This is a genomic window from Nocardiopsis sediminis (genome assembly GCF_042650565.1).
In the GTDB taxonomy this organism is placed as follows: domain Bacteria; phylum Actinomycetota; class Actinomycetes; order Streptosporangiales; family Streptosporangiaceae; genus Nocardiopsis_B; species Nocardiopsis_B sediminis.
Genome location: NZ_JBHSBH010000015.1, coordinates 45328 through 68548, shown reverse-complemented (window position 1 = coordinate 68548; position 23221 = coordinate 45328). Strand labels below are relative to the sequence as shown.

Genomic DNA, 23221 nt, shown 5'->3' with positions numbered 1-23221 from the left:
CTCATGACCCGCCGCCTCGCCCGTGGCGGACGTTCTCCGTCCGTCAGCACCGACGCCGCCTCGAATACACCTGACAAGACCTTTCTCGAACACGCACTCAGAGCCACCCGCGCAGCTTCTCGATGAGCTTCACCGGATCGTCCCCGACCGGGATCACGTTGAGGTGGGTGACGCCCGCGGCGCGGAACGCCGCCACTCTCTCCCGGACGTGGGATTCGGGGCCCACGAGGTTGGTCAGTTCCACGACCTCCGCGGGTACCGCGGCGGCGGCCTCGTCCTTGCGGCCCGCAAGGTAGAGGTCCTGGATCTTGTCGGCCGCCTCCTCGTAGCCGTAGCGGCGCATGAGGGTGTTGTAGAAGTTCTTGCCCTTCGCCCCCATTCCGCCCACGTACAGGGCGATCATCGGGCGGGAGAAGTCGGCCAGCTTCCGGGTGTCCTCGTCCTCGCCGATGGCGAGCATCCCGCCCGCCGAGATCTCCAGGGGGCCCAGCCCGGGGGTGCGCTTGGCGGCTCCCCGTTCGAGGGCGCCGCCCCAGATCTCCTGTGCCTTCTCGGGGATGAACAGGTGCGGCAGCCAGCCGTCGGCGATCTCCGCCGTCAGCTCCACGTTCTTCTCACCCAGGGAGGCCACGTACACCGGGATCGATGCGCGCACGGGGTGGTTGATGAGCTTGAGCGGCTTGCCAAGCCCGGTGCCCTGGTCAGGGGGCAGGGGGAGGGTGAAGACGGCGCCGTCGTGGGTCACCGGCTCCTGCCGGGCCCACACCTTGCGGCAGATCTCCACGACCTCGCGGGTGCGCGCCAGCGGCTTGGTGTAGGGGACCCCGTGCCACCCCTCGATGACCTGCGGGCCGCTCGCGCCCAGGCCCAGGACGGCGCGGCCGTCGGAGAGGTGGTCGAGCCCGGCGGCGGTCTGCGCGATCAGCGCCGGCGTGCGGCTGTACAGCGGGAGGATGGCCGACCCGATGCGCACCCGCTCGGTGCGCGCCGCGATGTAGCCCATCAGCGTGGGGCTGTCGTAGCCGTACGCCTCGGCCACCCACACCGTGTCCAGGCCGGCCTTCTCCAGGCCGGCGAGCCGGTCGGCGGCGTCCTTCGGATCGCCGGCGTATTGCAGCGGCATGGAGATGCGCATCGTGCCTCCGTTGGTCCTCGCACCGGGGTTCGCGACAGGGTTCGCGAAACTCTACCGCCGAGTAGCGTTCGGTTTCGAGTCCCCCCGGAGGGGCCACGCCGCGCGTCCGCGTCGCACGAGGCGGCGCGGACGCGGTACCGCTGAGGTGGGCGCCCCGGCCCGCCCGGGCCGGGACCACCCGGTGACGGATCAGGAGTAGGAGTGCTCTTTGTCCGGGAAGACGCCGCCGACCACGTCCTCGGCGTAGCTCTTGGCCGCCTGCGACAGCGACTCCGTGAGGTTGGTGTAGGTCTTGACGAACTTCGCGACGCGCGGGCTCAGCCCGGCCATGTCCTGCCAGACGAGCACCTGGGCGTCGGTGCCCGCCCCGGCACCGATCCCGATGGTGGGGATGGTCAGCTGCTCGGTGATGTCGGCCGCCAGGTCGGCCGGCACGCACTCCAGGACCACGGAGAACGCCCCGGCGCGCTCCAGCTCCTTGGCGTCGGCCAGCAGCGCGGCGCCGGCCTCGCCCCGCCCCTGGACGCGGTAGCCGCCCAGGGTGTTGACCGACTGCGGGGTCAGCCCGACGTGGCCCATGACCGGGATGCCGGCCGCCACGAGCGTCTCGACCTGGTGGGCCACCCGGTGGCCGCCCTCCAGCTTCACGGCTTGGGCGTTGCCCTCTTTCATGAACCGGGCCGCCGCGGCAAGGGCCTGCTCCGGGGAGCCCTGGTAGGAGCCGAACGGCAGGTCGGCGACGACCATCGCGCGCTTCGTGGAGCGGGCGACGGCGGCGGTCAGGGGGAGCAGGTCGTCGATGGTGACGGGGATGGTGGAGTCGTAGCCGTAGACGACCATCGCCGCGGAGTCGCCGACGAGCAGGACGGGGATGCCCGCCTCGTCGAAGACCCGCGCCGTGAGGGCGTCGTAGGCGGTGAGCATGGGCCAGCGTTCGCCGCGCTCTTTGGCGAGGGCGATATCGCGGACGCTGACGCGCCGGTTGGCGGTCCCCCCGTAGAGGGCGGGGGGAGGGGTGGTGGTGCTCATGTGCGTTCCTCCGATGTCTCGAAGCACCTTCGTGGCGTCCCCGGACGGTGTAGGTAACGGTGGTGGCGACGGTGCGGCCGCCGCCGGTCACGTCATCATCGCATGACCCGGAATCGCTGATTCCTCTGAGGTTCAACTCCCCGGAGGCGCCGGATCATCCCTGGTGGGGGACGGTCGATCGTGCCCGCAGGGTTCCGCCGTTCAGGGGTAGTGGGCTCGTTCGGCGGGCAGGTACGCCACGCCGCGACGTGAGGAGCAGGAGTGGACCCGGAGACGATCTACCGGCGCAGGTGGGCCATCCTCGGCGTGCTGGTCATCAGCCTGCTCGTCGTCGTGCTCGACAACACGATCCTCAACGTCGCCCTGCGCGTCATCTCCGACCCCCGGCGCGGTATCGGCGCCAGCCAGGCGGAGCTGGCCTGGGCGATCAACTCCTACACGCTGGTGTTCGCGGGGCTGCTGTTCACCTGGGGGGTGATCGGCGACCGGGTGGGCCGCAAGCGGATCCTGCTCATCGGCCTGGCCGTGTTCGGCGTCGGCTCACTGCTGTCGGCCTACTCCCAGGCCCCGGAGCAGCTCATCGCGGCGCGGGCGCTCATGGGGGTGGGCGGTGCGGCCGTCATGCCCCAGACCCTGTCGATCATCAGCAACGTCTTCCCCTCCGAGGAGCGCAGCCGGGCGATCGGCATCTGGGCGGGCGCGGTCGGCCTGGCCATGGGCATCGGACCGCCGCTGGGCGGGCTGCTGCTGGAGCACTTCTGGTGGGGCTCGGTCTTCCTGGTCAACGTGCCGGTGGTCATCGTCGGCATCCTGCTGATGCTCTTCCTGGTGCCCGAGTCGCGCAACGAGCACCCGGGGAAGGTCGACCCCGTGGGGGTGGTGCTCTCCATCGTCGGGCTGGTCCTGATCGTCTACGGCATCATCAGCGCGGGCGAGCGCAGCTCGCTGGCCGACCCCGATGTCTTCGTCTCGCTCATCGCCGGGGTCGTGGTGATCGCGTTCTTCGTCCGCCACGAGGCGCGGTCGGACCACCCGGCCCTGGACGTGCGGCTGTTCCGCGACGCCCGCATGTCGGTCGCGGTCGTGGCGATCATGCTGATGTTCTTCGCCATGGCCGGGGTGCTCTTCTTCATCACGTTCTACTGGCAGAGCGTGCGCGGGTTCACCCCACTGCACGCGGGCCTGCTCGTGCTGCCGATCGCCGCCGCCCAGGTGATGGTGTCGCCGGCCAGCCCGCTGCTGGTGGAGCGCTTCGGCCGCAAGCTCGTGTGCGCCGCCGGGGTGCTGCTGACGTCGGGCGCGCTGGGCTTCTACGCGACGCTCGCGGAGAACACGCCCGTGTGGCTCGTCGCGGTGGCGTTCTTCGTCCAGGGCGGCGGCATGGCCATGGTCATGACCCCCTCCACCGGGGCGATCATGGCCTCGGTGTCGCCCGCCAAGGCGGGCTCGGCCTCGTCGGTGCAGAACATCGCCCGCCAGGTGGGCGTCGCGATGGGCGTCGCCGTGCTCGGCGCCCTGGTGTCCACCGTCTACCGCAGCGACATGGCCCCCCACCTGGCCAGATTGCCCGAGAAGGCCCCCGAGAGCGCAACGGCCTCCATCGAGGCCACCCTCGTCTTCGCCCACAGCCTGGGCCCTCAGGGCACGGCCCTCATCGCCCCGGCCAAACAGGCGTTCCTGCACGGCATGCACCTCGCCTCCCTCTGCTCCACCGCGATCGGCCTGCTGACCCTGGTCATCGTCCTGGTCTGGATGCCCAACTCCGGCCGCATCGACCGCCACGAACGCCAACGCCACCGCCGAGGCGAAGACACCACGGACACCTGAAGGCCCCGGCCGCGTGCCGCGATTCCCTAGGGATGCCCGGGACGGGGCCGCCCCGCCTTAGGGCGGCCGGTCCGCTCGTTTTAGGGTGTTCTCCCGATGCCGCCCGGCGCGTCTCGGCCGGAGAGTGGTGGGGCCGGGGCGATCCCCCTCCCCGGCCCAACCACGGCACCGGGGAGAGACCATGCACCACGATCACGCCGCCGAACTGGCCCGCCAGCATCGGGAGCGCATCCGGGCCGCCGCCGAGGCCGAGCGGCAGGCACTGCGCGTGCGCCGGGAACGCGAACGCGAGCAGCGCCGCACCCGAACGGGCGTGCGCGACCCCGAGAGGTACGGCCCCGCCGCGTGAACCGGACCGCCGCCACAGGGCCGCCGAGGGCCGACATACTGGCGGATATGGGATGGCAGGACGGCAGCCCCGTGTTCGCCGGGCGCAGAGCGGAGTTGGAGCGACTGCGCGACGTAGGCGAGCGCGTCCGCTCCGACGGGGCCCGTGCCGTGCTCGTCGCCGGAGAGGCCGGGGTGGGAAAGACCCGCCTGCTGCGCGAATACGCCCACGCCTCGCCCCTGCGGCGCGTCGTCACCGGAGGCTGCCCGGAACTGGGCGTGGACGGCCTTCCGTTCGCCCCGTTCGTCGGTGCCCTGCGGCAGCTGGTCCGCGCGGCGGACACCGGTGCCGACGCCCGCCCGCGCGAGCTCGCCCGCCTCCTCCCGGAGCTGGGCCCGCATCCCGACTCACGAGACGAGGGCAGGGCGCGCCTCTTCGAGGAGGTGCTGACCCTCCTGGAACGCACCGCCGGCTCCGGCGGGCTCGCGGTGATCATCGAGGATCTGCACTGGGCCGACGCATCGACCCGCGACCTGCTCGTCTTCCTACTCCGCAACCTCGGCCCCGCGCGCGTCCAGCTGCTCGCCAGCCTGCGCACCGACGACCTGCACCGCTCCCACCCGTTGCGCCGCCTGCTGCCCGAACTGGAGCGGCTGCCCACCGTCGACCGGATCGACCTCGCCCCGCTCTCCCGCGGCGAGGTCGCCCAGCAGGCCGAAGGCATCCGCGGCACCGCTCTCCCCGCTCGGGACCTCGACCTGGTCTACGAGCGCAGCGGCGGCAACCCGCTGTTCGTCGAGTCCTTCCTCGGCCATCCCGACCCCGCGGGGGCGCCGGTCCCCGACGGCCCCCGTGAACTGCTCCTGGGCGGCCTCATCGGGCTCGACGACACCGCCCGCCGGGTGCTGGAGGCGGCCTCCGTGGCCGGCGACCGGGTCCACCACGCGCTGCTGGCAGCCGTGGCCGGGCTGCCCGGCGACGCCCTCACCGCCGCGCTGCGGGCCGCGGTCGACCGCAACGCGCTGCGCGCCGCGGACGACGGCTACGCTTTCCGGCACTCCCTGCTCGCCGAGGCGGTCGCCGCCGACCTGCTGCCCGGCGAGCGCGTCCGGCTGCACCGCCGCTACGCCGATGCCCTGGAGGCCGGCGTCCCCGGCATGGCGGCCCGCGAAACCGTCACCCAGCTCGCCCGGCACGCCTATGCCGCCCACGACCTGCCGAGAGCGCTCGCCGCGTCCTGGCGGGCGGCCGGCGCCGCCCGCGACGCGCTCGCCTACCCCGAACACCTCGCGCACCTCGAACGCGTCCTGGAACTGTGGGACCAGGTCCCCGACGCCACCACCCGCATCGGCACCGGCTACGCCGACGTGCTGTGGTTCTGCGCCACCGGCGCGCTGGCCTCGGGCCGACCGCGGCGCAGCGTGGAGTACGCGACCGAGGGGCTGTCCCGCATGCTCGGCCCCGATGCCCTCGACCCGCGCGCCGAGCACGAGTACGGCGGGTTCGGCGACGAGGAGCGGCTGATCATCGCCGACCTCTGGCACGCCCGCGGCGAGGCGCGCAAGGAGATGGGGCGCGACGGCGCACTGGAGGACTTGGGCGAGGCGGTGCGCGCCATGCCCGCCAGGGGCGGCGGGCGCGCAAAGACGATCGCCACCGTGGCCGGCACCTTCCTGATGCGCGGCAACGACGCCGATGCCGCGCGCATCGCCCGGCGCGCCCTGGACCGCGCCCGGTCGGAGGGCGACCGACGCACGGAGGCCGACGCGCTCATCACCCTGGGCACGGCGACATGGCGGGGAACCGGCTCCGGCCAGGCCCAGGAAGCGCTGGAGGAGGGCATCCGGCTGGCCCGCGAAGTCGGCCGCCCTCTGGTGGAGTTCCGCGGCCAGGCCGACCTCGGCAGCCAGCACCTGTGGCGCGGAGACGTCGATGCGGCGCTGCGGCTGTGGCGCGCAGGGCTGGAGCGCGCCGCCGAACTGGGCCTCCAGCGCAGCAAGGGCACCGTCTTCCTCCTCGGCATTGCCGACGCGCTCTGCGTTGCGGGCCGCCTGCGTGAGGCGGTCGTGCTGCTGCGCAGCGCCCCGGTGCCGGAGAACCCGCTCAACCGGGCACAGCTCCTGGTCGGGGTGGCCGAGGCCACACTGCTCCAAGGCGGGCTGTCGGCCGCACGGTCGGCGGCCGATGAGGTCCCCCGCATCGTGCCGGAGCGCTCCTCGGCCTCGATCGAGCTCTACGGCGTGCGCGCGGTGCGGATCCGGCTGGCGCTGGCCGAGGGCCGGTCGCGTGATGCGGGTGCGGTGGCACTGGAGTACCTGTCGCCGCGCCCGTTGTGGTCCGGCGGCGTCCGGTGGTCGGTGGTCCTTCTGCCGGCGGCCGAGGCCGCCGCGCGGCTGCGCCGCGATGCACGCTCCGACGCCGGGCTCGCCGGGCTCTCGGCCGAACTGGACACCCTGATCAACGGCCTGCTGGCCGTGCACACAGCACCGCCGAGAGTGGCGTGGGAGGAGCTGGCCGCGGGCGCGGTGCGCGCTCTCTCCGCCGCCGACCCCGTTGAGGCGCTGGGGCACTGGGAGGCGGCGGCCGGGGCGGCCCGGCGCAGCGGCTTCCGGATCCAGCTCGCGCAGGCCCTCATCGGCGCCGCGGAGTCGCTGCTCGATGCCGGAGACACCGATGGCGCCCGGCCGCGCCTGGACGAGGCCGCCGGGATCGCCCGCGACTGCGGAGCCGGCCTGCTGCTGGGCGATATCGCGCGCATCTGTGACGCCCACGGGGTCGCCCACCCCACCGCCTCGGAGCCCGCCGACGACGTCCCGGCCGCGCCCGCCGCGCCGTCGGGTCCCGGCCCGCTCGACTCCCTCACACCCCGCGAGACCGAGGTGCTCCGCCTGGTCGCGCGCGGGTGCAGCAACCGGGAGATCGGGGCCGAGCTGGTGATCTCGGTGAAGACGGTGAGTGTGCACGTGTCCAACGTGCTGGGCAAGCTCGGCGTGTCCAATCGCAATGCCGCTGCTGCGATGGCGCGGGCTGAAGGGCTCGAATGAATTTGCGTGAAGGCAGCGAAAACACGGCGAATTGGGGGTAATGTTCGAATCTGCCGTTTGAAACCGTATGTTTTTGTCCGTGTGGAAGGTCCCGATAGGATGCGCGCGGGCCGGGAATCTTGTGCACAGGCGGGGGATCCGTGGCTGTCCATGGCCGGATCAATGGCATAAACTGTGCCGAACAACGGCCTCCGATGCGCATTGCGGCAGGTCATGGCCTCTTCCCCGTCGGCCCCCCGGGATTCGTCGGACCCGCACACGAATAACTCGATATCCGGCCGCCTCGCGCCAGGAAGGAATTCCGTTGTGAGTGGGCATGCCCCCGCCCCCGTCACCACCTCGACCGTCGCCGCCCCCACCGCGGTCTCCGCGCGTCCCATCACGGTCCTCGCGGTCGACGACCACGCCTTCTTCCGCCGCGGGCTCGTGTCCTTCCTCGCCGACGAGGCCGATATCGACGTCGTCGGCGAATGCGGCGACGGCGAGGACGCCCTGAACCAAGCCACCCGCCTGCGCCCCGATGTCGTCCTGATGGACGTGTGGATGCCCCGCATCACCGGCATCGACGCCTGCGCGGGGATCAAGAACACCGTCCCCGAGACCAAGATCGTCATGCTCACCATGAGCGATGAGGAAGATGACCTCTTCGAGGCGCTGAAGGCCGGGGCGACCGGCTACCTGCTCAAGGAGATCGCGGTCGACGAACTGCCCGATGCGGTCCGGGCCATCGCCGAGGGCCAGTCCTTCATCAACCCGTCCATGGCCACCAAGCTCATCGGCGAGTTCACCGGGCTGGCCCGGCGCGGCGGCGGCACCGCCACGCGCAAGGTCCCCGTCCCCAGCCTCACCGAACGCGAGACCGAGGTGCTGCGGCTGGTCGCCCGCTGCCTGAACAACAAGGAGATCGCCGACGAGCTGTTCATCTCCGAGCACACCGTGAAGAACCACGTGCGCAACATCCTGGAGAAGCTCCAGCTGCACTCCCGGACCGAGGCGGCCGTGTTCGCGGTCCGGGAGAAGCTGGTCGACGGCTGATCGGCGAAGGCCGACCGGCGGCCGGAGCCGCCGGGCGGCGATGCGCCAGGCTCAGAGCGCCGGGCTCAGAGCGTCGGCAGGTACCGCTGGAGCTCGTAGGGCGTCACCTGGCGGCGGTAGGACTCCCACTCCGACTTCTTGTTGCGCAGGAAGTAGTCGAACACGTGCTCGCCCAGGGTCTCGGCCACCAGCTCGCTGGCCTCCATCACCCGGATCGCCTCGTCGAGGCTCTGCGGCAGCGGGGCGATCCCCAGCGCGCGGCGCTCTGAATCGGTCAGCTGCCACACGTCGTCGTCGGCGCCCGGCGGGAGGTCGTAGCCCTCCTCGATCCCCTTGAGGCCCGCCGCCAGGATCACCGCGTAGGCCAGGTAGGGGTTGCAGGCGGCGTCCAGCGCACGGAACTCGATCCGGCTGGAGTTGCTCTTGGTGGGCTTGTACATCGGCACCCGCACCAGCGCGGAGCGGTTGTTGTGCCCCCAGCACACATACGCCGGCGCCTCGCCGCCCATGCCGGCCGCCGCCGACGCGTTGTCCCACAGCCGCTTGTAGGAGTTCACGTACTGGTTGCACACCGCCGTGATCTCTCCGGCGTGGCGCAGCAGGCCCGCGATGAACCCGCGCCCCACCTTCGACAGCTGGAACTCCGCGCCCGGCTCGTGGAACGCGTTGCGGTCGCCCTCGAACAGCGACATGTGCGTGTGCATGCCCGAGCCCGGGTACTCCGTGAACGGCTTGGGCATGAAGGTGGCGTAGACGTCCTGCTCCATCGCCACCTCCTTCATCACCAGGCGGAACGTCATGATGTTGTCGGCCGTGGTGAGCGCGTCGGCGTAGCGGAGGTCGATCTCCTGCTGGCCCGGGCCGCCCTCGTGGTGGCTGAACTCCACCGAGATCCCCATGGCCTCGAGCATGTTGATCGCGTTGCGCCGGAAGTCGTGCGCGCTGTTGTGCGGGGTGTGGTCGAAGTAGCCGCCGGAGTCGTTGGGCTCGGGGAACTCGCCGTAGCCCGGCATCTTCTTCAGCAGGTAGAACTCGATCTCGGGGTGGGTGTAGAACGTGAACCCCAGGTCCGAGGCCTTGCTCAGCTGCCGCTTGAGCACGTGGCGCGGGTCGGCGTAGCTCGGCGTGCCGTCGGGCAGCAGGATGTCGCAGTACATGCGCGCGGTGCCGTGCGGCTCGTTGCGCCACGGCAGCACCTGGAAGGTCGACGGGTCGGGCTGGGCCAGCATGTCGGCCTCGTGCACCCGGGCGAACCCCTCGATCGCCGAGCCGTCGAACCCGATGCCCTCGGAGAACGCGGCCTCCAGCTCGGCCGGGGCCACCGCCACCGACTTGAGGTAACCGAGCACATCGGTGAACCACAGCCGGACGAACCGGATATCGCGCTCCTCCAGCGTCCGGAGCACGAATTCCTGCTGTCGATTCAACGGGTTCACCTTCCTCGTCGTGGTCGCGCGCGGGCGCGGGCGCATCCATCGTGTCGTACGGAGCCCTACCCAACAGTGTGCCCTCTCGAGGTTTCCGACGCATTAACGCAGGTTGAGGCCACAATGGTGAATCGGATGTACGCATTATCACAACACAACACCCGGACCCGCGTGACCGGCCCCACCCTGCGAGGCCCTAATGTCGGGGGCGTGGTGCAGATCAGAATCGCGATGGCGCAGGTGAACCCGACCGTCGGCGACCTCGAGGGCAACTCCCGGATCGTCGTCGACTACGTCCGCCGCGCCGCCGCCCAGAACGCCCATCTCGTGGTGTTCCCCGAGATGGTGGTCACCGGCTACCCGGTCGAAGACCTGGCCGTGCGCAACTCCTTCGTCTCCGCGTCGGTCAAGGCCACGCACGCCCTCGCCGAGCGCCTCGACGCCGCGGGGCTGGGCGGGCTGCCCGTCGTCGTGGGCTTCCTCGACCGGCGCGACGGCGTCGGCGCCAAGTTCGGCCAGCCCGCCGGGGCGCCGCAGAACTCCACCGCCCTCCTGCACCGCGGCCGCGTCCGGCTGACCTCGGCAAAGCACCACCTGCCCAACTACGGCGTGTTCGACGAGTTCCGCAACTTCGTCCCCGGCGACTCCCTCGCCGTGGTCCGGCTGCACGGCGCCGACATCGCCTTCGCCGTCTGCGAGGACCTGTGGCAGGAGGGCGGTCCCGTCACCGCCGTGCGCGCGGCCCGCGCCGGCCTGCTCATCACCCTCAACGGCTCGCCCTACGAGCGCGACAAGGACAACGTCCGCCTGGAGCTGTGCCAGCGCCGCGCCCGCGAGATCAACGCCGCCGTGGGCTACGTCAACATGAGCGGGGCCCAGGACGAGCTGATCTTCGAGGGCGACTCGCTCATCGTCGACTCCGACGGCGAACTGGTCTCCCGCGCCCCCCAGTTCGAGGACCACCTGCTCATCACCGACCTCGACCTGCCCCGCGCCGACCCCGGAGACCCGCCCGGCGGCCCCGTCGACGGCATCCGCGTCGTCCGCTACACGGTCTCCACCGAGCCCGTCGACCGCTACGAGCCGCGCCCGCCCGAGGTCACCCCGCGCCCCGACCCCGTCTCCGACATCGGCGAGGTCTACCGGGCGCTCGTCGTCGGGCTGCGCGACTACGTCCTCAAGAACCGGTTCGGGTCGGTCCTGGTGGCGCTGTCCGGCGGCATCGACTCCGCCCTGACCGCCACCATCGCGGTCGACGCCATCGGCGCCGACAACGTGCACGGCATCCTGCTGCCGAGCTCCTACTCCAGCGAGCACTCCATCGCCGACGCCGAGGAGCTGGTCAAGCGCCAGGGCATCACCGGGCGCACCATCCCCATCGCCCCGGTCGTCGACGCGTTCCAGGCCGCCAACCCGGTCGACGGCGTCGCCGCCGAGAACCTCCAGGCGCGCGTGCGCGGCACCACGGTCATGGCGCTGTCCAACCAGGAGGGCCACCTCGTGTTGGCCACCGGCAACAAGAGCGAGCTCGCCACCGGCTACTCCACCCTCTACGGCGACGCCGTGGGCGCCTACGCGCCCATCAAGGACTGCTGGAAGACCGTGGTGTGGGACCTCGCGCGCTGGCGCAACGCCCAGGCCGAGCGGGCGGGCGAGACCCCGCCGATCCCGGAGAACTCGATCAGCAAGCCGCCCAGCGCCGAGCTGCGCCCCGGCCAGCTCGACACCGACTCCCTGCCCGACTACGCCGTGCTCGACTCGCTCCTGGACGCCTACATCGGCACCGACAAGGGCCTGGCGGAGCTGACCAGCGACGGCTACGCGCCGGATCTGGTCGAGCGGGTGATCGGCCTGGTCGACCGCGCCGAGTACAAGCGCCGGCAGTACCCGCCGGGGCCCAAGATCTCCTCGCGCAACCTCAGCCGCGACCGCCGGCTGCCCATCACCAACCGCTGGACCCCCTGAGCCGTCAGCCCGCCGCGCGCCGATCCGCCGGAACGGCGGGAGCGGCGTCGCCGTCGGCGCCCTCGCGGCCGGAGCGCTCCGGTGCGCGATCCCGTTCCGCCCGTCGCTGTGCCGCGGCCGCCCGCCGCTCCTGCTCGGCGATCCGGTCGCGCGCCACCGCGCTCAGGATGTCGGGGTGCATCATGTCGTCCTCCCACGTTCCCGGCGGCCGGAGGCCCGGCCGCTGATCCGAGACTCCGCCTAAGACCCCCGCCCCCACATCGGGCGAATGCCGTAGTCCCGCCCCCGGACGGCCGGGGCGGAGTGCGCGGGGCTAAGGCACCGCGGGCGGGCCCGTCCACCGGTGCCACAGCCTTTTGCGGGGATTTGAGGCGCAGGTGGGCGGCCATCTGTCGAATGCCGCGGCGGTGTGTCAGATGCTGGTCACAGGGTGTGTGGGACGGACAAGGGAGAATGCGTATGCTTACGACCGACTTCGTCTTCGGTTCCCCATGCTGGCTCGACCTCGGAGCGCCCGATGTCGACGCCGCCGCGGCCTTCTACGGGGCGGTGTTCGACTGGGAACACAAGTCCGCCGGACCCGACATGGGCGGCTACGGCTTCTTCCAGGTGGGCGGGCGCACCGTCGCCGCGGTCGGCCCCCTCACCGAGGAGGGGGCGCGGTCGGCGTGGACGCTCTACTTCAGCACCTCCGACGCCGATTCCACGGTCCGCTCGGCGGAGCGGTCGGGCGGAAAGGTGCGCGCCGAGCCCATGGAGGTCGGCGAGGAGGGGCGGCTCGCCCAGCTCAGCGACCCGCAGGGGGCCGACTTCGCCATCTGGCAGCCCGGCCGGATCCGCGGGCTGGACGCGGTCTCGCAGCCGGGGGCCCTGAGCTGGACCGAGCTGTGCACCAGCGACGTGGCGGGGGCCAAAGCGTTCTACGGGGCCCTCTTCGGCTGGCAGACCAGCGACGTCCCCATGCCGGGCGGCCAAGAGGGGACCTACACGCTGATCACGCCGTCGGGGCAGGGCGAGGACCTCATGCAGGGCGGGTTCGTGCAGCTGCCCGATGAGTACCTGCCGGAGGGGCCCTACTGGCACCCCGTGTTCGACGTCGCCGACACCGATGCCACGGTCGCCCGGATCACGTCGTCGGGCGGCAACGTGCAGATGGGCCCCGAGGACGTGGAGGGCGTGGGGCGGCTGGCGGTCGGCACCGACCCTTCGGGCGCGGAGTTCGTGGTGCTCAAGCCCGGCCCGCGCTGAACCGGGGGCACCGGAGAGGGGGCATCGGAGAGGCCCGGAGACCGGACGTCCGATCGTTACGGCTCCGCGTCGTGAGGGGCGGCGCGCACAAACTACACGGCGTAGTAGATTTGGGCCATGGAGATCCTCAACTCGGCCCTCGTCTTCCTGCACTTCCTGGGTATGGCCGGAATCCTGAGCGGGTTCCTGATGCAGGTCATGACCGGCAACGCCAAGGCTCCCAAGGTGCTGCTGCACAGCTCGCTGCTACAGCTGGTCACCGGCCTCCTGCTGGTCGGGGTGGCCGAAATGGGGGACGGCGATGTCGACCACGTCAAGATCGGCGTCAAGCTCGTCGTCGCCCTGGCCGTCACCGTGCTCGCCTTCCTGAACCTGCGCAAGCCCGCGACCCGCCTCGCGGTCGCCGCCGGCGTGCTCACCATCATCAACATCGCCGTCGCCGTCTTCTGGTGATCGCGGCGCCACCACATCCGTGCCGCCGAGTGCCGGCCCACCCGACAGGTGGGCCGGCACTCGGCGTCTGCGGAGGCGGGGCGCTGAGGGAGGCCCCCGTAAGGTCCGCAAGCACTTGCGGTAATTTGCACACCTGTTCCGTTGTCCAGGCGTAGTCCGGTCCGTCATCGGCGCTGGTCGGGCACGGATCCCGTCCCCACGAAACGTGGCAAGCCGATCGCTCATGGTGGTCGACCGCTCGTTCGTGCAGGTCGAATGGTCGGTGTCCGGATGTGCAACACCGCCGTCGTTCCAGGGAAATCGTGTATTCACAACTCGGCGCTCGCTTGTTATCTTCATCACGGCGCGAAATTTCTTGCAGGATTTGAAAGCACAACACATCCCCTGTCCCCGACCCCCCAACCCCCGTCAGACACATCCGCCCAGGAGGCGTGATGAAGATACGAAGGCTCGCCCCCGCAACCGCCGCACTCGCCATGGCGGCCGGCGCCCTGTTCGCCCTCACAGCCCCCGCACCGGCGCAGAGCGCCCCGGCTGCACCCGTGCCCGCCGACGACGCCCCCGCCGCGGCCGAGGCGAACGGCAACGCGATCGTCCACCTGTTCCAGTGGCGGTGGGAGTCCGTCGCCCAGGAGTGCGAGGACTTCCTCGGCCCCAACGGCTTCGGCGCCGTCCAGGTCTCCCCGCCCCAAGAGCACGTGGTCCTCTCCGCCCAGGGCTTCCCCTGGTGGCAGGATTACCAGCCGGTCTCCTACAAGATCGACAACACCCGCCGAGGCACCGCGGCCGACTTCCAGGACATGGTCGACCGCTGCCGCGACTCCGGCGTCAAGATCTACGTCGACGCCATCCTCAACCACATGTCCGGCTCCGGGTCCGTCGGCGCCGGCCCCGGCAGCGACGGCACCGAGTACGGCAAGTACGAGTACCCCGACCTCTACGGCGACGGCACCCACGGCTACAGCAGGCAGGACTTCAACGCCTGCGGCCGCGACATCTCCAACTGGAACGACCGGTGGGAGGTGCAGAACTGCGAGCTGGTCGGCCTGTCCGACCTGGCGACCGGCAACGACTACGTCCGCGACCGCCTCGCCCAGTACCTCAACGGGCTGATCGACATGGGTGTGGCCGGGTTCCGCTACGACGCCGCGAAGCACATGCCGCTCGCCGACGTCGAGGCGGTCAACTCCCGGCTGCGCACCACCGTGCCCGGTTGGGACCAGCCGCCCTACATCTTCCAGGAGGTCATCGGCGACGGCACCATCGGCGCGGGGGAGTACACCGGCGCCGGCGACGTCACCGAGTTCGAGTACCACCGCAGGGTCAGCGCCCGGTTCGCCGAAGCGAACCTCCAGGGGCTGCGCACCATCGGCGACGGGCTGATCAACGGCGACGACGCCATCGCCTTCGTCGTCAACCACGACACCCAGCGCAGCGACCCCACCCTCACCCACCGCACCGACCGCGACCGCTACGACCTCGCCCAGGCGTTCATGCTGGCCTACGACTACGGCACCGCCCAGGTCATGTCCAGCTACGACTGGACCGGCAGCAACGACACCGGGCCGCCCAGCGAGTCCGACGGCACCACCCGGGCGACCGTGTGCGGCCAGGACGGCTGGGTCTGCGAGCACCGCGCCCTCAACGGCATGGCGACTTTCGCCAACGCCACCGACGGGACCGGCGTCGACTGGAAGGACGGCGACGGAAACGCCCGCATCGCCTTCGACCGCGGCACCGCCGGGTTCGCGGCGTTCAACGCCACCGACAGCGAGTGGAGCGCCACCGTGGACACCGCCCTGCCCGACGGCGAGTACTGCGACGTCGCCAACGGCACCTTCACCGGCGGCGCCTGCGACTCCCCGAACCGCTACACGGTGTCGGGCGGATCGCTCACCGTGCAGGTCCCGCCCGAGGGAGCCGTCGCCCTGCACGTGAACGCCCCCGGCTCCTGAGCCAGCCTCTACGACGGCGGGTGTCCACCCCCTCCCCGGACACCCGCCGTCCCACTGCCATCCGGGGTGAACGGGATCCGACGCCCTGACGCCCGAGCCCCCGGCGGATCACGCGGTCAGGGCGAGCGCCTCCGCCAGCGAGCGGATGGCGGGCGTCTCGTGCCCCTGCCGCCACACCAGGCCCAGCGAGGAATCGGGCATACCGGTCACAGGCACGAACGCGATGTCGCCGCGGCGGTTGTACTCCGCCGTCGGCAAGCACAGCAGCATGGCGCCCCGCCCCGATGCGATCGCCGTCAAGCCCTCCTGAAGGGTGCGCACGGCCACGCCGGGCGGGATCGGGCGCCCGCCCGGAGTCCGCCCGGGTGCGTGGGCGCGGCTCCAGTAGGCGGGTGCGGGCTCGCCGACGGACACCAGAGGCGTACCGGCCAGCTCCTCGGCCGTCACGGAGGCCCGCTCCGCGAAGGGGTGGCAGGCCGCCACCGCCAGGGTCTGCGGGCGCCGCGAGAACACCGGGCCCAGCACGAGTCCGGGCTCCTCCACGGGAAGCAGCACCCCGGCCGCGTCGACCTCGCCCCTGCGCAGCGCGCCGAACGGGTCGCAGAGCGGGATCTCGACGATGTCGATCCGGATACCCTCCCCGGAGCCTTCCTGAAGATCGGTGATCGCGCTCAGGACGCCCTCGTGCACGGCCCCCTGGAAGCCGACCCGGAGCCGGCCGTGCACGCCCAAGGCGGCCATGCGCGCCCGCTCCACCGTCGCCGCCAGGCCGTCATAGGCGGGGCGCAGGTCGCGGAGGAACGCCTCCCCGAGCGGGGTCAGCCGGACACGGCGGCTCGTACGCTCCACGAGACGGGCGCCGACGCGCCGTTCGAGCGCGCGCAGGAGCTGGCTGACGCGGCTCTGCGACACGTACAGGCGGTCGGCCGCCCGCCCGAAGTGCAGTTCGTCGGCGAGAACGAGGAAGCACTCCAGCTCCCTGACCTCCAGGCCACCCATGTCCCTCCCCATTCGTGTCCGCCGCGTTCGCCGTGTTCCCCGCGGCGATCGATGAGCCCACCTCATCGAAGGATGAGAACTTCGCCGTTGTTCCCGGTCAGCGGCGCCGGTTGGCTGGAGGTCGTGCAGAACACATCCGATCCCACCCCTTCTCCCACGTCCACTCCCACCGCGGACACCGGGTCGCCGCCCCTCACGCCCACCGCGGACACCGAGGCGCCGCCGTCGGCGCCGCGTCAGCGGCCGGCGCGGCAGTGGGCCGCCGTCGCGGTCGTGGCGGCCGCGACCTTCACGGTCGTGACCGCCGAGATGCTCCCCGTGGGCCTGCTCACCCCCATGGCGGGCTCCCTGCGCGTCAGCGAGGGGGCCGCCGGGCTGACGCTCACGATCACCGGCCTGGTCGCCGCGCTGTCCGCCCCGCTGGTGCCCCTTGTTGCCGGGCATTTCGACCGCCGCCTGCTGCTGTGCCTGCTCATGGCCGTGCTCGCGATCGCGAACCTGGTGTCGGCGTGGGCGCCGCACTTCGCCGTCATGGTCGTGGCGCGGGTCCTCGTCGGCCTCGCAATGGGCGGCGTGTGGTCCTTGGCGGCGGGGCTCGCCGTCCGGTTGGTGCCGGAACGGTCCGTCGGCACCGCCACGTCGCTGATCTTCAGCGGCATCGCGATCGCATCGGTGCTGGGGGTGCCCGCCGGCACCTACATCGGCGACTTGGGCGGCTGGCGGTCCGCGTTCGCCGTAACGGGGGCGGTGGCGCTGCTGGTCGCGGTCGCGATGGCCGTGCTGCTGCCCCGGCTGCCCGCGGAGCGGGGAACCCGCGCCGGGGGAGTGGCCGGCCTGTTCCGCAACCCGCGGATCACCACGGGGCTGACGCTCGTGGCACTCCTGGTGGCCGGGCACTTCGCGGCCTACACCTACATCCGCCCCGTCCTGGAGGACACTGCCGGCGCGGACGCGACGCAGGTCGGCACCCTGCTCCTCTGCTACGGGATAGCGGGCATCGCCGGAAACTTCGCAGCCGGGACCACGGCCCCCGCCGCCCCGCGGGCCACCCTTGCGGTCACCAGCGCGCTGATCGCCGCATCAGTCCTGCTGATCCCGGTCATCGGCGGCACGGCGGCGGCCGCAGCGGGCCTCCTAGTGGTGTGGGGCGCCGCCTACGGAGGGGTGTCGGTGGGCGCCCAAACCTGGCTCATGTCATCGGCCCCCGAGGCCAGAGAGGCTGCGTCGGCACTGTTCGTGGGGGTCTTCAACGGTTCTATCGCCATCGGGGCCTTAATCGGCGGCCGGGTCGTGGACGCCGCGGGCCCACCATCGGTGATGTGGCTGGGGGGAGCGCTTGCCGTGGGTGCGTTGGTTGTAACGATGGCGGGTCGCGCCCCGCGGGGGCGGCGAACGCCCAAGGGCCGGTAGGCGGCCTGAAGGGCTTTCCGCGGGGGACCACTTCCCCGCGTGCGCGGGGCGCAGGTGGCCTCGGTGGCCGGGGTCGGGCTCGTGGAGGGTCCATCCCCGCATGCGCGGGGCGCAGGGCCGGGCGATCATCGCGGAGCACCACGCGGCCGGTCCATCCCCGCATGCGCGGGGCGCAGCCGCTGTCCCTGCTGGATGAGGTCCCGGAACCAGGTCCATCCCCGCATGCGCGGGGCGCAGGCTTCGCGACCTGGGGTCTTGCGTGGGCCTCGCGGCGAGTTGATTCAGTTCTTCGCACACGAACGTACCGGTGTATCGGGCCCTGCAACCACGTGTCGCCAGCCCCGATCAGTCATCATAAAACACCCTTTCCATCACCGCCCGGGCCCGCCGCGTCGCCTGCCGGTAGTCCTGAAGAAGCTGCCCCGACGCCCCCTCCCCGTCGTCCTCGCTGCGGTACCCCAGCGCACCCGCGATGGCCGACAGGTCGCGCAACCCCGTTGGGATGGAGTCACCCGCCCGCCCCCTGACGAGCATGATCGCTCCGCGGACCCGGGCTGCGAGGCGCCACGCTACTTCCAAGGTGCCGCCGTCCTCGCTGTCGAGGAGGTCGTGGGCCACTGCCACGTCCAAGGCCCTCAGGGTGCTCCGCGTCCGTAGCCCCTCGATGCGGTGTGCGTGGCGCAGCTGGAGGAGCTGTGCGACCCACTCCACGTCCGACAGGCCGCCCCGCCCCAGCTTGGTGTGGAGCGTGGGGTCGGCGCCGCGCGGCAGGCGTTCGGCCTCCATGCGTGCCTTCAGCCGCCGGATCTCGCGCACCGCGTCCTCACCGACACCACCCGCCGGGTAGCGCAGCGGGTCGATGAGCTCCACGAAGCGCTCGCCCAGCTCCCGGTCGCCCGCGATCGGCTCGGCGCGCAGGAGCGCCTGGCTCTCCCACGTCGACGACCAGCGCCGGTAGTAGGCCGCATAGGAGTCCAAGGTGCGCACCAGGGGGCCGCTCTTGCCCTCGGGCCGCAGGTCGGCGTCCACGTGCAGCGGGGGCTCGGCCGCGGGGATCTCCAGTAGCCGCCGCAGCTCGCGCACGAGCGCGTTCGCTTCCCGCGTGGCCTGCTCGACGTCGGCTCCGGGCAGCGGGTCGTGCACGAACATCACGTCGGCGTCGCTGGCGTAGGTCAGCTCACCGCCGCCGAAGCGGCCCATGGCGATGACCGCTAGCCGGGTCCGCTGCTCGCCGCCCTGCCCGGACACGATGGTGCGCGCCGCCTGGAGCGCCGCCTCGATGGTCACCGCGGAGATCGTGGTGAGCGCGCCGCCCACCTCGTCGACCCCTGCTACCTCCAGCAGGTCGGCCGCCGCCGTGCGCAGCAGCTCGCGGCGGCGCAGCGCCCGCACCGCCCCCACCCCGTTCTCGGCGGTGTCGTGCCTGCGCAGGGCCGAGGCCGCCTCCGCTGTCAGGGCCGAGGCGGGCCGCCGCACCAGGTCGGCGTCGTCGGCGAGGATCGCCACCGCCTCGGGGGCGCGCAGCAGCAGCTCGGTGACGTAGCGGCTGGTGCCCAGCAGCCACGCCATGCGCTCGGCCACCCGGACGTCGTCGCGCAGCAGCCGCAGGTACCACGGGGTGGCGCCCAGCTGGTCGCTGACGTTGCGGAAGCCCAGCAGGCCGGCGTCGGGATCGGGGGCGTCGGAGAACCACTCCAGCATGACCGGCAGCAGCGTGCGCTGGATGGCCGCGCGCCGGGTGACCCCTGATGTCAGCGTCTCCAGGTGGCGCAGTGCCCCGGTGGGGTCGACGAACCCCAGGGCCTCAAGGCGGTCGCCCGCCTGCTCCAGGGTGAGGCGCGCTTCGCTGCCGGGCAGCCGGGCCACCGCGTGCAGCAGCGGGCGGTAGAACAGCTTCTCGTGCAGCCGCCGCACCTCGCCGGCGACCTGCCGCCACGACGCCGTCAGCTCGGTGACGGGGTTGGCGGCGTAGCCGAGCGCCCGGCCCAGCCGGCGCAGCTGATCGGGGCCGTCGGGCGAGGCGGGGTCGGGCAGCAGGTGGGTGCGGCGGAGCCGGTGCAGCTGGAGCAGGTGCTCCACCCGCCGCAGGAACCGGTAGGCGTCGGCCAGGCCCGACGCGTCCTCGCGGCCCACGTACCCGCCCTTGGACAGGGCGTCGAGGGCGATGAGCGTGTTGCCCGACCGCAGCGCCGGGTCGGTGCGCCCGTGGACGAGCTGGAGGAGCTGCACCGAGAACTCGATGTCGCGCAGCCCGCCGCGGCCGAGCTTGATCTCCCTGTCCTTCTCCGCGGGCGGGATGTGGGCGATGACGCGGCGGCGCATGGCCTGCACGTCGTCCACGAAGTTCTTGCGGCCGGCCGCCTCCCACACCAGCGGGGTGATCGACTCGACGTAGGCCGCGCCCAGGGCGGTGTCGCCCGCGATGGGCCGGGCCTTCAGCAGCGCCTGGAACTCCCACGTCTTGGCCCAGCGCCGGTAGTAGGCGATGTGCCCGGCCAGGTTGCGCACCAGCGGGCCGTTCTTGCCCTCGGGGCGCAGCGCGGCGTCGACCTGCCACAGTGTGCCCTCGCGGTCGGTCTCGCTGGGGATGCGCATCATGGCCGCCGCCAGGCGGGTGGCGGCGCGCATCGCGGCCGGTTCGTCCTCGACGCCGTCGGCGGGCTCGGCGATGAAGACGACGTCGACGTCGCTGACGTAGTTCAGCTCCCGGCCGCCGCACTTGCCCATGCCGATCACCGCGATCCGGCATAGGGCCGCCTCATCGGGGGACTCGGCACGCGCGATGGCCAGTGCGGCGTCGAGGGTGGCCGCGGCCAGGTCGGCGAGTTCGGCCGACGTGGTCTCGAGGTCCGAGGCGCCGGTGAGGTCGCGCCCGGCCAGGCGCAGCACGCGGCGGTGGTAGGCGACCCGGAGGGCGTGGGCGGGGCCTTCGGGGTCGCCGCCGTCGGTGTCGGCGATGGGGGCGCCGGCGTTGGGGTCGGCACCCACGGTGTGCAGCAGGCCGGCGCGCACTTCGTCGGGGCCGGGGACGCGAGCGGCGTCGGCGCCGCGCAGCTCGCGCCAGTCGCCGGGGTGGCGCACCAGGTGGTCGGTGAGGGCGGCGCTGGCGCCGAGCACCCGGGTGAGCCGGACCCGGAGGTCGGGGTCGTCGCACAGGGCGTCGAGGAGTTCCTTGGGGTCGTCGCAGCACTCCAGGAGCCGGACCAGGCCCAGGAGCGCCTGATCGGGGTCGGCCGCCCCGCTGAGGTCCTGGATGATGGCGCCGTGCGAGTGCGGGTCCAGGCCCGCGTCCTCGACCAGGCGCACCGCGCGGGCGCCGTCGCCGAACCCGCGCCGCGCGAGCGCGCCGGGTGTCACCGTGAATCCGTCCTGAGTCCCCACGCAGATCACCGTAGCCCGTCCGGCCTCGGACGGGGAGCCCGTACCCGGACCTGTGGACGACGGTGGGCGCGCCGGGGGCGGGCCGGTGGGCGGGACTGGCGGTGGGGAGCGTCACAGTGACGGCGGGCGGAGGCGCGCGGGTAGGTTGCCAAGGGCCGCCCTTGTCATGGCGGTTCGTCCCCACTCATCGGAGGTTCACCGTCATGCCGTGGCTGCTGCTCGTCGGAGCGATCATCGCGGAGGTCACGGGCACGATCTCGCTCCGCTACTCCGAGGGCTTCACCAGGCTCGTCCCGTCGGCCATCACCGTGGTCGGCTATGGAACCGCGTTCTGGCTCCTCGCCCAGACCCTCAAGACCGGCATGAACATCGGCGTCGCCTACGGTGTGTGGGCGGCGGTGGGGGTGAGCCTGGTGGCGCTGATCGGCGCGCTCTTCCTCGGCGACGGCCTCACCTGGATCCAGGTCGGCGGGATCGGCCTGGTCATCGCGGGGGTCATGGCCCTCGAACTCGGTGCGGCCCACTGAGCCCACACGCACACGCCACGAGGCCACCACCGCGGCGTAGCGGTCCCGTGGCGGGCGCAGTGGCGGTCAGTTCCGGCAGATGCGGGCCGCGGGCTCCTGGCGGGTGATGTCGCCGTCGGTGGTCTCGACGAGCGAGCCGCCCGCGGCGAGGGTGCGGGTACCGGGGATGGGAGCAAGGGCGGTGGCGGGAACGTCCGCCCTCGTCTGGTGCCGGCCGTGCGTGTCGCCGTCGTGCGGGAGGTCCGGGGCGGGGTCGTGGGCGGTGAAGTCGCCCGTTGCGTCGCGGTGCAGGATCGCCCCTTGCTCGGTCCGCAGCCACAGACCGCCGTCACCGTCTCCGTGGACGTAGTCGAAGCCGCTGTAGTCGTCATCACGGGTGACCGACCACTCCGCGCCGTCCCAGTGCGCCAGGACGGCGCTGGGCCCGGCGGGGCCGGCCGTGGTCCCGGCGGTGTCCGCCTGCCGTCCCACCGCCCACACGTCGTCCGCCGCGACGGCATGGACGTCGGTGAACGCGGTCTCTTCGAAGCCGTGGGCGGGCCCCGGACCGGGCTCGGGACCGGGCTCGGGACCGGGAGGCTGCGGCACGTCCATGGCGGCCCAGCGCTCACCGTCCCAGCGCTCGGCGGTGAGCCGGGGGCCGTCGGCGCCGACGGCGATGATGTCGTCGGGCCCGATGGCGGCCAGCTCCCGCCCTGTCTCCGGTTCTGGCGCCTCGCCCCACTGTTCGCCGTCGAAGCGCAGCGCTCGGCGGTCGCGGGCGGGGTCGCCGGAGCCGACGGCCATCACCCACACATCGCTCGGACCGGCGACTTCGAGGTCGGTCGCGGTGCGCAGGCGGGGCTCGTCGGCGTGGTCGGCGACCGGGACGGGGAGGTCCGCGAGGTCGTAGCGGTGCCACCGCCGCCCGTCGAAGTGCATGGCCGCGTACTGGTACAGGCCGATGGTGGCCGTCGACTCCGGTGGCGTACCGGTCGGGTCGCGGCTCTCGCTGATGAGGACCCAGAGGTCCGCCGGCCCGGCGGCTTCCGCGAACACCGGCGTCCCCTGCCAGACGGCGGGCAGCTCCATCTCCGCCCACGCGCCTTCGTCCCACTGGTAGGCGCGGGGGACGGGCTCGGCGCGGTGGTCGGAGGAGGGGCCTGCGCCGGCGGGCTCCTCGAACCGGCCGAAGGCCCAGACGTGGTCGGCGTCGGCGGCGGTGACCACGTTGAGCCCGCCGTCGGCGGTGCGGGTCACAGGGAGCGGGCCCGCGTCATCGCAGTCGGCGGACTGCGGGCCGCTCCAAGGGAGGTGCCCCGTCGCCGCGAGGACACCGGTGGCGCCAGCCGCCACCGCGGCGGCGGTGAGGACGGCCGGGAGCGCGAACCGCCGCCGCGGCGGTCCGTGGTCGGGGGGAGCTGAGGTCACCGGTCTCCGTCTCGTGCGCGGGGGAAAACAGCGGCGGGCCGCCGGTGC

17 protein-coding genes are annotated in these 23221 nt (G+C 72.4%); 10 read left to right on the top strand and 7 right to left on the bottom strand.

Annotated elements, in window-relative coordinates:
- Window positions 1–97: 97 nt before the first annotated feature.
- Window positions 98–1135: an LLM class F420-dependent oxidoreductase gene (locus tag ACFOVU_RS22900; RefSeq protein WP_378536891.1), complete on the bottom strand. Its 1038-nt coding sequence runs from the start codon at window positions 1133–1135 to the stop codon at window positions 98–100.
- Window positions 1136–1324: 189 nt separating this feature from the next.
- Window positions 1325–2164 (bottom strand): 3-methyl-2-oxobutanoate hydroxymethyltransferase, encoded by an 840-nt coding sequence (gene panB, locus ACFOVU_RS22895; protein ID WP_378536890.1) that lies wholly within the window; start codon window positions 2162–2164, stop codon window positions 1325–1327.
- A gap of 261 nt (window positions 2165–2425) precedes the next feature.
- Here panB and ACFOVU_RS22890 point away from each other — a divergent pair, with 261 nt between their 5' ends.
- From ACFOVU_RS22890 to ACFOVU_RS22875, 4 genes are all read left to right on the top strand, one after another.
- Window positions 2426–3991 carry an MFS transporter gene (locus ACFOVU_RS22890; protein ID WP_378536888.1) on the top strand — a complete coding sequence of 522 codons (1566 nt, stop codon included), beginning with the start codon at window positions 2426–2428 and terminating at the stop codon, window positions 3989–3991.
- A 181-nt stretch (window positions 3992–4172) separates the two neighbouring features.
- Window positions 4173–4340 (top strand): hypothetical protein, encoded by a 168-nt coding sequence (locus ACFOVU_RS22885; protein WP_378536887.1) that lies wholly within the window; start codon window positions 4173–4175, stop codon window positions 4338–4340.
- A gap of 47 nt (window positions 4341–4387) precedes the next feature.
- The gene (locus tag ACFOVU_RS22880; protein ID WP_378536886.1) at window positions 4388–7363 is read left to right on the top strand and encodes a helix-turn-helix transcriptional regulator; all 2976 of its coding nucleotides are present in this window, start codon (window positions 4388–4390) and stop codon (window positions 7361–7363) included.
- 306 nt (window positions 7364–7669) lie between these two features.
- Window positions 7670–8398, top strand: a complete 729-nt coding sequence (locus ACFOVU_RS22875) for a response regulator (RefSeq protein ID WP_378536884.1) — start codon at window positions 7670–7672, stop codon at window positions 8396–8398.
- A gap of 65 nt (window positions 8399–8463) precedes the next feature.
- Here ACFOVU_RS22875 and ACFOVU_RS22870 read toward each other — a convergent pair whose 3' ends face one another.
- Entirely contained in the window at window positions 8464–9825 is a 1362-nt protein-coding gene (locus ACFOVU_RS22870; RefSeq protein ID WP_378536883.1) for a glutamine synthetase family protein, read from the bottom strand.
- 210 nt (window positions 9826–10035) lie between these two features.
- Between ACFOVU_RS22870 and ACFOVU_RS22865 the strand changes: the two genes are divergently transcribed.
- Window positions 10036–11790, top strand: a complete 1755-nt coding sequence (locus tag ACFOVU_RS22865) for an NAD+ synthase (protein ID WP_378536881.1) — start codon at window positions 10036–10038, stop codon at window positions 11788–11790.
- Window positions 11791–11794: 4 nt separating this feature from the next.
- Here ACFOVU_RS22865 and ACFOVU_RS22860 read toward each other — a convergent pair whose 3' ends face one another.
- On the bottom strand, window positions 11795–11974 hold the full coding sequence (locus tag ACFOVU_RS22860) for a hypothetical protein (RefSeq protein WP_378536880.1): 180 nt from the start codon (window positions 11972–11974) through the stop codon (window positions 11795–11797).
- A gap of 275 nt (window positions 11975–12249) precedes the next feature.
- Here ACFOVU_RS22860 and ACFOVU_RS22855 point away from each other — a divergent pair, with 275 nt between their 5' ends.
- The 3 genes from ACFOVU_RS22855 (at window position 12250) to ACFOVU_RS22845 (ending at window position 15446) form a co-directional block, all read left to right on the top strand.
- The gene (locus tag ACFOVU_RS22855; protein WP_378536879.1) at window positions 12250–13038 is read left to right on the top strand and encodes a VOC family protein; all 789 of its coding nucleotides are present in this window, start codon (window positions 12250–12252) and stop codon (window positions 13036–13038) included.
- Between the two features lie 117 nt (window positions 13039–13155).
- Window positions 13156–13491 (top strand): hypothetical protein, encoded by a 336-nt coding sequence (locus ACFOVU_RS22850; RefSeq protein WP_378536877.1) that lies wholly within the window; start codon window positions 13156–13158, stop codon window positions 13489–13491.
- Between the two features lie 434 nt (window positions 13492–13925).
- Window positions 13926–15446 (top strand): alpha-amylase, encoded by a 1521-nt coding sequence (locus tag ACFOVU_RS22845; RefSeq protein ID WP_378536876.1) that lies wholly within the window; start codon window positions 13926–13928, stop codon window positions 15444–15446.
- 108 nt (window positions 15447–15554) lie between these two features.
- Here ACFOVU_RS22845 and ACFOVU_RS22840 read toward each other — a convergent pair whose 3' ends face one another.
- On the bottom strand, window positions 15555–16445 hold the full coding sequence (locus tag ACFOVU_RS22840; protein ID WP_378536875.1) for a LysR family transcriptional regulator: 891 nt from the start codon (window positions 16443–16445) through the stop codon (window positions 15555–15557).
- Window positions 16446–16568: 123 nt separating this feature from the next.
- Between ACFOVU_RS22840 and ACFOVU_RS22835 the strand changes: the two genes are divergently transcribed.
- Window positions 16569–17855 carry an MFS transporter gene (locus tag ACFOVU_RS22835; protein ID WP_378536873.1) on the top strand — a complete coding sequence of 429 codons (1287 nt, stop codon included), beginning with the start codon at window positions 16569–16571 and terminating at the stop codon, window positions 17853–17855.
- 345 nt (window positions 17856–18200) lie between these two features.
- On the opposite strand, the gene ACFOVU_RS22830 is transcribed toward ACFOVU_RS22835, so the two are convergent.
- Complete coding sequence (locus ACFOVU_RS22830; RefSeq protein ID WP_378538186.1) at window positions 18201–21212, bottom strand: bifunctional [glutamine synthetase] adenylyltransferase/[glutamine synthetase]-adenylyl-L-tyrosine phosphorylase; 3012 nt, start codon at window positions 21210–21212, stop codon at window positions 18201–18203.
- A gap of 227 nt (window positions 21213–21439) precedes the next feature.
- Here ACFOVU_RS22830 and ACFOVU_RS22825 point away from each other — a divergent pair, with 227 nt between their 5' ends.
- Window positions 21440–21763: a DMT family transporter gene (locus ACFOVU_RS22825; protein ID WP_378536872.1), complete on the top strand. Its 324-nt coding sequence runs from the start codon at window positions 21440–21442 to the stop codon at window positions 21761–21763.
- A 66-nt stretch (window positions 21764–21829) separates the two neighbouring features.
- On the opposite strand, the gene ACFOVU_RS22820 is transcribed toward ACFOVU_RS22825, so the two are convergent.
- Window positions 21830–23173: a hypothetical protein gene (locus ACFOVU_RS22820; protein WP_378536871.1), complete on the bottom strand. Its 1344-nt coding sequence runs from the start codon at window positions 23171–23173 to the stop codon at window positions 21830–21832.
- Window positions 23174–23221: the final 48 nt, after the last annotated feature.

What these genes read in the sequence shown, in the direction of transcription:
- panB (WP_378536890.1), bottom strand. Translation starts at nt 2,164, where the DNA reads ATGAGCACCACCACCCCTCCCCCCGCCCTCTACGGGGGGACCGCCAAC.
- ACFOVU_RS22825 (WP_378536872.1), top strand. Translation starts at nt 21,440, where the DNA reads ATGCCGTGGCTGCTGCTCGTCGGAGCGATCATCGCGGAGGTCACGGGC.
- ACFOVU_RS22885 (WP_378536887.1), top strand. Translation starts at nt 4,173, where the DNA reads ATGCACCACGATCACGCCGCCGAACTGGCCCGCCAGCATCGGGAGCGC.
- ACFOVU_RS22840 (WP_378536875.1), bottom strand. Translation starts at nt 16,445, where the DNA reads ATGGGTGGCCTGGAGGTCAGGGAGCTGGAGTGCTTCCTCGTTCTCGCC.
- ACFOVU_RS22845 (WP_378536876.1), top strand. Translation starts at nt 13,926, where the DNA reads ATGAAGATACGAAGGCTCGCCCCCGCAACCGCCGCACTCGCCATGGCG.
- ACFOVU_RS22850 (WP_378536877.1), top strand. Translation starts at nt 13,156, where the DNA reads ATGGAGATCCTCAACTCGGCCCTCGTCTTCCTGCACTTCCTGGGTATG.
- ACFOVU_RS22855 (WP_378536879.1), top strand. Translation starts at nt 12,250, where the DNA reads ATGCTTACGACCGACTTCGTCTTCGGTTCCCCATGCTGGCTCGACCTC.
- ACFOVU_RS22880 (WP_378536886.1), top strand. Translation starts at nt 4,388, where the DNA reads ATGGGATGGCAGGACGGCAGCCCCGTGTTCGCCGGGCGCAGAGCGGAG.
- ACFOVU_RS22900 (WP_378536891.1), bottom strand. Translation starts at nt 1,135, where the DNA reads ATGCGCATCTCCATGCCGCTGCAATACGCCGGCGATCCGAAGGACGCC.
- ACFOVU_RS22860 (WP_378536880.1), bottom strand. Translation starts at nt 11,974, where the DNA reads ATGATGCACCCCGACATCCTGAGCGCGGTGGCGCGCGACCGGATCGCC.